We start from the raw sequence: 11,779 nt of genomic DNA, 5'->3' as shown, positions 1-11,779 counted from the left end.
TTTCAAGACTAACCTTTAAGTTTTCCACATTTTTTTGTGGAATTAACAAAAGAAAAAAGAACCAAAAAAGAAAAACTATACATGATTATTATCTTAATGTATAAACTTTTTCTTTTTTACAAACCTAAAGGTCGTCGTGTTTATAAAAAAAGCAGCGAAGCTGCTTACTTCGTAATGTGAGTTAAGTAAAAAGTGGCATCGACTGCTGATAAGCCTGCCCATTTTTCAAGTGCATCAAAGCCCCCAGCGCGGTGGCCTGGTGGAATTCGAGCGCTTCAATTTGTTTGTTGGGAAAATCGGCGGCCAGCAGTTGCATGAAGATGGGATTTTTGGCAAAACCACCATCGACATAAAATTTTGGCACTCCATTGTCAACCAGCTCAATGGAGATTTTTAACAAATCCATCAAACCGCGCATCAGGCTGTGATAGGCAGTGATCGCATCAGCGCATGTCGAAAAATCCCAAGTGCCGTTTTGCATGCCCAGCACCGGCCCCGTGCCTTCCATACAAGCGGGCACAAAACCAGATTGGATGCTGACCTGCTCACGACCACTGAGTTTTTTGTAAAAACCAGCCTCCACGCGGTAATGCTTGGCAATCCGTTCGACCTGGTGATCGTGCTCCCGCCCAAAAAAGACGCGGGAAGCTTTCACCGGATTGCCTTTGGGCATAAGGTAGGCCAGACAATCACAACGCAGCGCCTGTGGACTCAGGTGCTCCTCGTTAAAGGGGTTCAGGTTGATGCACCAAGTACCTGTAGACAGGAGCAAAAAGGGTTCTTTTCCCCGCAATAAATAAGGCAGTAATGCTGCCGAACTATCGTGCAGGCCCACCCCAATCATTACCCCATCCTTCACCGTAGCAATGGGGTCTTTGGTGATGGGAGCCAGTTTTTCTTCAATCCCCCAACGTTTGACCCAAGGATGGTAAGCCCCCGCCTGAAAATCCCACAGGGCAGTATGGCAACCAATGGAGGTGTAATCGCTGAATTTTTCTCCCGACAACAAATAGGACAGGTATTGCGGCAGGTGTAGGGCCGTTTTGATTTGGTGGAAAGCTTCTGGCTGAGTGCAGGCGAGCCAGTAGAGCTGCAAGCCAGAATTGAGCATACCCATGATGGGCGAGCAGGTTATGGCAGCAAAAGCGTCCTGGTCTTGCCCATCGTGTTGCTGGATGTCGGCATAAAACTGAGCTTGCAAGTCTGCGGACAGCGGCTTCAAATAATTGTACACCGGTCTAATCGCCGTACCCTGGGCATCCAGATGGACAAAACTTGCCCCGTAGGCGCTAAAATTGACTCCTTTGAGCAAGATATCCGAACGCAAACGCAGGTTTTCCCAATGATCCAACAACCAGGAATTGAGCAAACTCAAATCGTCGCAAGGGAAACCATCGGCATCACTGGTTTCAGGAAAAATTTGGCTTTGCTCTTCGATGGGTCGAAATTCCTCATCAAAAAGCAAGAGTTTTTTGTTGGTTTTCCCTACATCAAAAATTGCAAATGCCGCTGTTTTCATAAGCCCGTTGCCGTACTGAATTTACCTCTTTTTTCAATCAAATTGGACCGAACTTGAGCCGAGCGGAAAGCGCCCAGAGGGTCAATAGCCCCGCCGTCCAGGCGCATGGCTTCGGCAACGAGCGGGCGCACATCGGTGAGGAAAGCGTCGCGCAGGAGTTCTTCAGCTTGTACTACATCATTTTCTTCCTGGGCCTGGCTCAGGGCAGCGCGGTCTACCAAAAGTGCCCGAGCGTAAGCTGAGAGGATGCCATTGACCGATTGCAACAAGTCTTCGATGGGGTCTTTGGTGTTGTGGCTGGCGTCGATCATCCAGGCGATATCCGGATTTTTGACCGTGGGGTCGCTCATGCCGTCGACCAGTTCGTTAAAAATCAGGAACAACTGGAAGGGTTTGATGCTACCCGTGGTCAAGTCGTCGTCGCCGTACATGGAGCCATTGAAGTGGAAGCCACCCAGGCGGCCAAAGTGCATGAGGCGACCTACAATTTGTTCAATGTTGGTATTGGGCAGATGGTGCCCCAAATCGACCAATACCTGCGCATTTTTACCCACGGATTGGCACAGGGAGTAGGAGGTGCCCCAATCGGGGATGATCATGGAGTAAAAATTGGGCTCGTAGGGTTTGTACTCGATGAGCATGGTCCAGTCGTCGGGCATGGCGCTGTAAATGTCGGCCAGGGACTCGGAGGTGCGTTGATAGGCGCGGCGCAAGTGGTGCTGGCCTGGGAAATTAGAGCCATCGGCGAGCCAAACGGTCAATACTTTGGAATTCAATTGTTTGCCATACTCTACACATTGAATATTGTGGTCAATGGCCTGTTGGCGGACTACACTTTCCGTATGGCAAAGGGAGCCAAATTTATAACTATAGGCCTGATCTTTTTGGTCTTGAAAGGTATTTGAATTGACGGAGTCGATGGTCAAACCATGTTGACTGAGCAATTTTTTGAGCGCGGGTACATCCTTGGGAATGTCCCAGGGAATGTGTAAGGAAATAGAATTGGCCGAACGATTGAGTTGGTGGATGAGGCCCACATCTTCAATTTTTTCCTCCAAATTGCGTGGCTCACCACCGATGCTGAAACGCCCAAAGCGGGTTCCGCCGCTGCCGAGCGCCCAACTGGGGATGGCAATTTGGAAGGCCCGGATTTTTTCGACAACTTGCACCACATTGAAGCCCTTGCGCTCCAGCACCCCTTCGATAAAGTTCAACCGGGTTGCATGTTCAGGCAATTGGGCCTGGTTATGGTATTGGATTTGTTCGTTTGCGATCATTGCAGCGTAGCTCATTTTGTTTTGCTAAAGATAATGTTTACAAATTAAAAGAATGATTAGAGGATTGGTATCCTGTGCTCTCCTGTTGCAAAAATTGAAATATTTTTGATTAGAAGGGGCATCCGGCATTATTTCCTTAGCTTTATGAACCAACAACCAATATACCTGTAAATCGACACTGATTTCTATGCAAACATCGATCATCATCATCATCATTGGCTTATTCATTTTCTGGGGGCATTACCTCAACGGGATTTTTGAACGCAGGAGCATCCCGGATGTACTGGGTTTGATGCTGATTGGGATGTTGTTGGGCCCGGTTTTTCACCTCGTTGATCCTACTTCATTTGGCCAATTTGGCCCCTTGTTCAGCAACCTGGTGCTCATTTTTATATTGTTTGAAAGTGGTACCGATTTGAAGATTTCCGAGGTAAAAGCCTCTTTTAAAGAATCGGCGGGGATTACTACGCTAGGCTTTTTGGTCACCTGGGTTACCGTGGCGGTCATGTGTTATTTGATTTTGCATTTGCCCATTCTGACTTGCCTGTTTATCGGAGCTACCTTAGGTGGAACTTCCTCTGCAGTGGTGGTTGGCCTGGTGAAAAAAGTGGCAGTGAAGCCTAAAACAGCCACGACCTTAATCATGGAATCAGCGGAAACGGATGTATTTACCTTAGCCATTCCACTGAGTATTTTGGGTTTGATGATGAGTGGAGAAATTCGGGCAGAAACTGTGTTGTCGCAGTTTATTGCTTCGCTGGTCATTGCGTTGCTGATGGGGATTGGCGGGGCGTTTTTATGGTCTTTTATCCTCAACAAAATTCCCAACCTGAAATCGACCAAGTTTTCTACGCCGGCTTTTCTGTTTATTTTGTACGGGGTCACCGAATACCTCAATTACAGCGGCCCCATTACGGCCTTGTCTTTTGGAATCGCCATTGGCAACCTGCAATATTTTGAACCTAAATTGCTGGAGCGCATTATTCCCAATCAAAGCATTGTCTTGTCCCAAATTGAAAAGGATTTTTTCAGTGAGATGGTCTTTTTGTTGCGTACTTTTTTCTTTGTGTTCATTGGCATCAGCATCCAAATCAATCGTTTGGACTGGCTGATGTGGGGCGCAATCATTACGCTGGTACTATACGCTTCCCGCATCATCATTGTACGTTTGATTGTAACCAGAGATACTCCGTTATTGGACAAGTCCATCATGTCCATCATGATTCCGAAAGGTTTGGGGGCGGCGGTTATCGCTACCTTGCCACTACAACGGGGACATGCTGATGGAGTGATCATTCAGTCGATGTGTTTTGCAGTGATTCTGTTTAGTACCTTGTATTGTGTGGCCTTGTTTTTTTTGGTGAAAATTGGGTTCAGCTTGCCCTTTTATCGTTTGTTTTTTGGAAAGGACCAGGTTGTTGTTGAAGAATTTGAGGGCGAGGGAACCAATGCAAACGCTTAATATTAAGGCTGAATAAATATTTTTTTACCGCAGAGTTTCGCGGAGTACACGCAGAGTTTCACAGAGTTAGTTTTTAGGAGTTTTGCCACCTTCGGTGGTTCAAGGCCAGACCACTATTAAATCCAATCTTGGGGATGCGCAAAAAGTAAACGCAAAAAAAGTTCACTCCTTAAGGTGATCTTAATCCATTATTAACAAGAAATGTGCAGGAGTGATTTCAACTTTACACGCCGAAAAACGCAAAGTTTGGTCGCTTAGTTTGTTTTGCATTCAAATTGTTGAGCATGGATGCTTGAATGTAAACTAAGCACCGGGTAAAGGACAATTTTTACCAATTTCTGTGCTAAAACATTAATCAAAGCCTTACAATTTCTTATTCCGTTCTAGCCAAACCTAGCCTTTTATCCCTCCTACCTTTGTGCGGAAATCTACACAAACACACTATTCTACTTTAAGATTTTTTAAACAAATTCACCACTATGAATCTTGCACGCCGTAAGCGTCGACGCTCCAATTTGCAGACCATGAGTCTTTGGAGTTTCGCCATGATCTCGTTTTTGGGGCTTAGCCATCCCCTTTTTTCCCATCCTTCTTTTGGTACCAATAAAGCAAGCAATGCATCCATGGAAATTGCCATTGCCGAAGAAGTCGTTGAAGGGAAAGTTACCTCCGAATCGGGCGAACCCTTGATTGGTGCCTCGATCCGAGTAAAAGGTACGGACAAAGGCGCAGTCACAGACATCGAAGGTAATTTTTCAATTGCCTTATCGACCGAAGAACCCTCTACTTTGATTGTTTCGTACATTGGATATGAAGAACGAGTCATCATTTATACTGCAAAAGCTGGAGAAAAGAATACGTTGTCCGTCAACCTGAAAGCTTCTTCCACTAACCTCAACACCCTTGTGGTTACTGGTTATGGGGTAAGGGCCAAGCGTGACCTAACGGGTTCGGTTGCTTCGGTACAGGCCAAAGATATCAAAGAACAGGCCGTAACCTCATTTGATCAAGCCTTGGTGGGCAAAATGGCAGGTGTGAACGTCATTCAAACCAGCGGTGCACCGGGCGGCAATGTATCCATCCGTATCCGTGGGGTGAGTTCGATCAGTGCGGGCAACAACCCCTTGTTTGTGATCGACGGGATTCCCGTGACCAATGATACCCGCAGTGCTTCCAACGGTGTGAACAGCTACGAGCAACCCTTCAATCCCCTGGCTTCTTTGAATCCCAGCGATATCGAATCCATCGATGTATTGAAAGATGCGGCTTCTGCGGCAATTTATGGTTCCAGAGGTTCAGGTGGCGTGGTACTGATCACCACCAAAAAAGGAAAATCTGGCCAGCTCAGAATCAACTACGACGGTAGCTACGGCCTACAGGAAGTCAACAAAAAAGTAGATTTGTTGGACGCTTACGAATACGCTCAAGTGGTATACGACGGACACAACAATGCCTATTTTGATGCGGTGCCTACGGGTAAACCAACCGACCCCAACAGTGTTCGTCCAACCAACCCTGCCTTGCGCATTCCACATCAAATTGCTCCTTACTTGGCTGGCCAGCAAGGTTTGACCAACACCGATTGGCAAGACGAAATTTTCCGCCAGGCACCGATGCAAAGCCACACTTTGAGCGTCAGTGGAGGTACAGAAAACATCACGTTTTTGTTTTCAGGCGCCTACTTGAACCAAGATGGCATCGTGATCAACAACAACCTGACCCGTTACAACACGCGCTTTAGAGTAGATGCCAAGTTGAATAAATTCAGTTTTGGCGTCAACATGAGCCCTTCTTTCTCCACCAACCAGGTGGTGAATTCTGAAGGACCTTGGTTTGCGCCCAACTCAGGCGTCATTTCGATGGCCTTGGGTTATGCGCCAATCTTCCCGGTATACAATCCAGATGGTTCCTTTGCCGACTCGGTAAACGTATGGGGTTTTGGACAAACCAACCAGCTGAACCCAGTTGCCGTAGCGAATTTGACCAAAGATCAAATCAAAAACTTCCGCCTTTTGGCCAACTCTTATGGCGAATACGAAATAATAGAAGGTTTGAAATACCGTTTGGCTGTTGCTACCGACATCAATTCCTTCCGTCGGGATTATTATCGCCCTTCTAACTTGCCTACCCAAGGTGTACTTGGCCGATCGGTGTCAACGGGTTATTCCAATACCGATCAATTTTCCAACTGGTTGGTTGAAAATACTTTGACGTATTCCAAGCTGTTTGGCGTGCACAAATTGGACTTACTGGCGGGGTATTCTGCCCAAAAAGAAAACCAGGATCGCAATACCTTGACCGCGAATAACTTTCCAACGGACGCCGTATCCACGCTGAATGCGGGTCAGATTTTGTCGGGTAACTCTTCTTTGCAGCAATGGAGCTTGCTTTCTTTGTTGGCCAGAGCGCAGTACAACTATGCTGGGAAATATTTCCTTTCGGCTTCGGCTCGGCGAGATGGTTCTTCTCGTTTTGGTGCCAACAACAAGTGGGCCTTGTTCCCATCAGTGTCTGCTGCCTGGGACATTGCCAGGGAAAACTTTTTTGGAAACTTAGGATTCATCAATGCGTTCAAAATTCGCGCCAGCTATGGTTTGACGGGCAACTTTCAGATTCCCAACTATGGCTCACGCGCCCAGTTGAGCAACAACAACAGCAACTACATTTTTGGCAACTCCGCCTTGAACAACGGGATTTCCATCACCACCCCGGCCAACGATAACTTATCCTGGGAAAATACCGCCAGTACCGATATTGGGGTGGACATCAGCTTTTTCAAATCAGCATTGAATTTGACGGTTGATTACTACAATTCCAACACCAGCAAACTACTGTTGAACCTGCCAGTACCCAGTGGTTCAGGATTCAGCACCTACCTCCAGAACATCGGGGAGATGAACAACCGTGGAGTGGAAGTGTCCTTGGGGTACAACAAAAGACTGAGCACCAATTTTGCCCTGGAAGGTAACCTCAACTATTCGACCAACCAAAACAAAATTACCAAACTGGGGCCATCTGGTGCGCCAATTATCCAAACGGGTGGTACAGGTAATACCTATTTCATTACCCAAATTGGCGAAACGATTGCCTCTTACTACCTTTACAATGTGATTGGCATCTACAAAGACCAAGCGGATCTGGACGCTTCGGCGAAAACCAGCAACCCGACCAAAGTTGGTGACTTCAAGTTTGAAGACGTCAATGGAGATGGAAAAATTGATGCCAACGACCGCAAGATTCTGGGCAACTTCCAGCCCAAGTACACCTTCGGATTCAGCAACACTTTCCGCTACAAAAACTTTGATCTGAACGTGGCCGTACAAGGCAGCCAGGGTTTCAAAGTAGTAGCGTTGCTCAACCGTTACTTTGCCAACGTAGAAGGAAACTTCAACAACACCCGAGAAGTATTGGGTTATTACAAGTCGCCAACTGACCCAGGCAATGGTTTGGTCAACCGCGCCAACCGCTTGGCTACGGGTGGCAACGGGATCACTTCAAGCTGGCACATCGAGGATGGCTCTTACGTACGGGTTCGCAACATGACCCTGGGCTATACCTTCAACAGCGAGTCACTGGCTAAGGCTAAAATCGCGGGGGCAAGAATTTACCTATCCGTTTTGAACCCGATCACCTGGAGCAAGTATCCTTACTTCAACCCCGAGATCAGCGACCGTCCTGATAGTTCATTGACTACTGGCGAAGACTACGGGTCGTATCCCTTGGCGCGCACCTACACTTTTGGCCTGAATTTCAGTTTCTAAGGAACTTGAATTTGTTTTTTATCAAAATGAAATGAACATGAAAAATATACTTATTGCGTTGAGTTTGCTCCTGATCGTGGGCACTTCTTGTCAGCAAGATTTTTTGGACCTGACGCCACAATCCACCATCTCCCCGGAGAATTTTTTTAAAACCTCATTGGACGCAATTGCTGCCGTAAATGGCTGTTACAAGTCACTGGCCGTTGGTGGGCAGTACGGGGGTACTTTTCAGATTTTGATGGAGCACCGTGGCGATAATTTTTCGGATCAGGATCCATCTTCTGGTGCTGGACAAAATTTCCAGATTAACCGCTTTTCCGACAACCCCGGAAATACCAACTTGTACAACAGTTGGACGGCCATTTACAGCAGCATTTTTCGTTGCAATACGGTGATCGAATCGGTTGAGCCGATCAACATGGACAATACCCTAAAAAACCGCATCAAAGGGGAAGCTTCTTTCATTCGTGCACTGAACTATTTCAACTTGGTGCGTCTTTGGGGTGCCGTTCCATTGGTAATCAAAACGATCGACCCTTTGAGCGCTGCCAGCTTGAAGCGCGATGATGTTGCGGCAGTTTATGCCCAAATTGAAACGGATCTGAAGTTTGCAGCGGCCAATCTTCCCGCCACGTACCCTGCGGCCGATTTGGGTCGGGTTACCCAAGGCGCGGCCAAGGGGCTCTTAGGCAAAGTGTATTTGTACCAAAAAAAGTACAACGACACCCGTACCGTGTTGGATGAACTGATCAATGCCAAAACTTTTGCATTGTTGCCCAATGTGGCCGATGTTTTCAGTGCAACCACCAAGTACCACGCCGAAATTTTGTTCGCCATTCGGTTCACCAAGGGTATTTCTGGTCAAGATCATGGATTCTGGTATGCCAATACTCAGGTAATCGGGATCGATACCACGATTCAGAAGGCTTACACGGAAGAAGGTGACTTGCGCAAAACCTTGGTTGATGCAGTAAGACCAACCGGAAGTAGCCTGATCATGCCCCGGAAGTTTCTCGACATACCCGTCAACAACAATTCAGGTACCGACTTCCCAATCTTGCGGTATGCCGATGTTCTGCTGATTCAAGCCGAAGCGCTCAATGAAATTGGGTACAACGCCAGCACGGCTGCGGGTACTGCGTTAGCACACCTCAATGCCGTGCGCAAACGCGCTGGATTGAAGGAACTAACAGGCACGGATTTACCCACCCAAGAAAGCTTCCGTGCAGAAATTTACAAACAAAGAAGGCTGGAACTGCCTTTTGAAGGCGACCGTTGGTTTGACTTGGTGCGCAGAGGTACGGCCATTGCCGAAATCGCAGCCAATAAAAAAATCACCATCGCGCCATTTCGGCTCCTGTATGCGATTCCTCAACAGGAAATCGACATCATGAACAACCCGACAACTTTTGGCCAGAATCCTGGCTACTAATCATTACTGTACTGTTTTATGATCATTTTGAAGGTAGCATCGCTGAGGGGCGGTGCTACTTTTTTTTTGCTAGCAACGCTGATTCAAGGTATACGCATAATTTTTGTCAATAGCCACCACGAAAGCAATTTGCTAACCTGCAATGAAACGATAGTGGTCTGCGTTTTAGGAAGTGATGATATGCACCTAAATGCCTTGTTCAAATTGCTTAGCAAGATATTTGCAAGTAAAACACTGCCTGCTATACCCCGCGTGGGGTATAAAACAAAGCATTGCAACAGTCTCCCTCCAAATGGAACATCCCAATTATGGCACATCGAAAAGTACCGAGGAACACCTTGTAGATGATACGTTTATAAATCCGCTGCCCCGGACGGTTTTACGCTCTAACACGCCTATACTGCTTGATGGGGAGTGGCGTTTTGCTTTAGACCCCGACGATAAAGGATTATTAGAAAGCTGGCATGTAGGGCACACTTATACTTCCACTGCCCATTGGCCCGGCTCAATAGAAGATCACATTATAGCGGCAAGAGAACCATCAGGCAACGCAGCATGGCAGGATAAAGTGGTGGCGTGGTATGAGCGTGAGTTTCCTTTGCCTGCAATGCTGCATCGCGATGGCGTCCACTCCATGCTGCAGCTTACCTTCGGTGCCTGTGGCTACGAAACGCGAGTGTGGCTCAATGGCATCCAGCTCAGCACCATAGAAGGTGAACAGGTGCACCTTGGTGAATACACCTCATTTTCTTATGAGCTTGATGAGTCTATTTTAAAGCCGATCAATCGCCTCACGGTGCGCATCTGTGACACTATGGATGCCGACCAGCCGCGGGGCAAGCAAGAGTCTCACATCTTTAAGCGTGGTGGCATTTGGTACCAGACCTATACTGGTGCTGTGCGAAGTGTGTGGATAGAGCAAGTGGAGCGCAACAGATTACGGGTAGTTTCTATTGTTGAGGATAAGCTGGTGCGGTTCAACCTCACCACACGTATTCACGATCCCGGCTTCTATACCATACGCCTTAAAGTCTTTAACCGCAAGCAAGACGGCACAGAGCCTATTGCTACTTCCGATTTTCCCATCAGGTTGGAGAATGGGCAAAAGAGACAGCGGGTGGTGGTGGAAGTGCCCGATGCGCAATTATGGTCGCCTGCCGATCCGCATCTTTATCGTCTTGTTGCACAGCTTATAGATGCGCAGGGCTACACTGCAGAAATAGAAACTTACTTCGGCCTACGCAAAATTGAATCACGTGGAAGTTTTATTTACCTCAACAATGAGCCCGTTTATCTCGATGGCATATTGTACCAGCCCGGCACTGCCACCTACGAACAAATCAAGCTGCACATTCATGCAATGAAAAAGCTTGGATGCAATCTCATCCGTATTCACATTGCAGGTGTCGACCCGCGCATTTATAACCTTGCTGACAAGCTGGGCATCCTGCTTTGGGTGGAAGTGCCAAGCCCTCATCAGTCTACTGTGATAAGCCGGCAAAATCACCGAGAGGAGCTGCTGCGCATGCTTGCATTGATAGAAAACCATCCTTCTGTAGTGATCTGGAGCCTGTATAATGAGGACTGGGGTGCGGAGGATATTGCCAGTAACCCGGAAACACGCAAGTATGTGACGGATACCTTTCACTACATGCATATAGAGCATCCGCAGTTTCTGGTGGTTGACAACGATGGCTGGAACCACATCTCTCACGAAGGCCGGCTAAGGTCTGACCTGCTGACGGTGCATCTTTACAACCCTGATTTATCGATGTGGTGTGAAAAACTGGACAGAATGATCGAAGGCGAGTTGGAAGATGTTACAGGATTCCCGCTGGTAATTGGTGACCCGTTTTTCTTTAGAAAGCAAGTGCCGCTGGTGGTAAGCGAATGGGGAGGCTTTGGCTTTGCTCATTATGGTGGACCGAGGGCTGCAGAAGAGCGGGCCAAAAAAATAAAAGCATACAAAGCAGAATTGCGCAAGCGCCCCCTGATGGGCGACATTTATACCCAGGCAACAAACATAGAAGACGAAGTAAACGGCTTAATAGATGCCGAAACAGGTGAGCTGACAGTCCCTGAAGGGTTGTTAAGCAGCGGAAGTAAGGAAGAATAAGGTCAAACGAGCGAAGTCAAAACGGGGATTTTTTTTTCTTGTTCCTAAATGAGGCAATTGTCCCTGTTTTATCCCGCCAAAATTTATATTTGCAAATCAACTCCAATTTGCAATCCAACATCAGACCAACGCGGGAAGGAACCAAAAAGAGATCAAACAGAAAACTTATTTGAATTTCGTAACTTTTCATTTGATCTACTTTACCATTGAAG

6 protein-coding genes are annotated in these 11,779 nt (G+C 47.2%); 4 read left to right on the top strand and 2 right to left on the bottom strand.

Annotated features, from left to right (window positions below; genetic code table 11):
• Window positions 1–181: 181 nt before the first annotated feature.
• Together ACEW9O_RS00405 and ACEW9O_RS00400 are read right to left on the bottom strand one after the other, a co-directional pair.
• Window positions 182–1,519, bottom strand: coding sequence for an FGGY-family carbohydrate kinase (locus ACEW9O_RS00405; protein WP_373548130.1), 1,338 nt, complete (start codon window positions 1,517–1,519; stop codon window positions 182–184).
• The gene (locus ACEW9O_RS00400; protein ID WP_373548129.1) at window positions 1,516–2,811 is read right to left on the bottom strand and encodes a TIM barrel protein; all 1,296 of its coding nucleotides are present in this window, start codon (window positions 2,809–2,811) and stop codon (window positions 1,516–1,518) included. The genes ACEW9O_RS00405 and ACEW9O_RS00400 overlap by 4 nt, the downstream gene beginning before the upstream one ends.
• Window positions 2,812–2,983: 172 nt before the next feature.
• Here ACEW9O_RS00400 and ACEW9O_RS00395 point away from each other — a divergent pair, with 172 nt between their 5' ends.
• The 4 genes from ACEW9O_RS00395 to ACEW9O_RS00380 all read left to right on the top strand — a co-directional run bounded on the left by ACEW9O_RS00395 (window position 2,984) and on the right by ACEW9O_RS00380 (window position 11,567).
• The gene (locus tag ACEW9O_RS00395; protein ID WP_373548128.1) at window positions 2,984–4,258 is read left to right on the top strand and encodes a cation:proton antiporter; all 1,275 of its coding nucleotides are present in this window, start codon (window positions 2,984–2,986) and stop codon (window positions 4,256–4,258) included.
• Between the two features lie 479 nt (window positions 4,259–4,737).
• The gene (locus tag ACEW9O_RS00390) at window positions 4,738–8,019 is read left to right on the top strand and encodes a SusC/RagA family TonB-linked outer membrane protein (RefSeq protein ID WP_373548127.1); all 3,282 of its coding nucleotides are present in this window, start codon (window positions 4,738–4,740) and stop codon (window positions 8,017–8,019) included.
• 37 nt (window positions 8,020–8,056) lie between these two features.
• The gene (locus tag ACEW9O_RS00385; protein ID WP_373548126.1) at window positions 8,057–9,451 is read left to right on the top strand and encodes a RagB/SusD family nutrient uptake outer membrane protein; all 1,395 of its coding nucleotides are present in this window, start codon (window positions 8,057–8,059) and stop codon (window positions 9,449–9,451) included.
• A gap of 292 nt (window positions 9,452–9,743) precedes the next feature.
• Window positions 9,744–11,567: a glycoside hydrolase family 2 protein gene (locus ACEW9O_RS00380; RefSeq protein ID WP_373548125.1), complete on the top strand. Its 1,824-nt coding sequence runs from the start codon at window positions 9,744–9,746 to the stop codon at window positions 11,565–11,567.
• The last annotated feature ends 212 nt before the right edge of the window (window positions 11,568–11,779 follow it).

Source organism: Haliscomenobacter sp., from assembly GCF_041740695.1.
GTDB lineage: Bacteria > Bacteroidota > Bacteroidia > Chitinophagales > Saprospiraceae > Haliscomenobacter.
The sequence above is the reverse complement of the archived record's forward strand: the minus strand, read 5'-3'. Positions and strand labels throughout refer to the sequence as shown.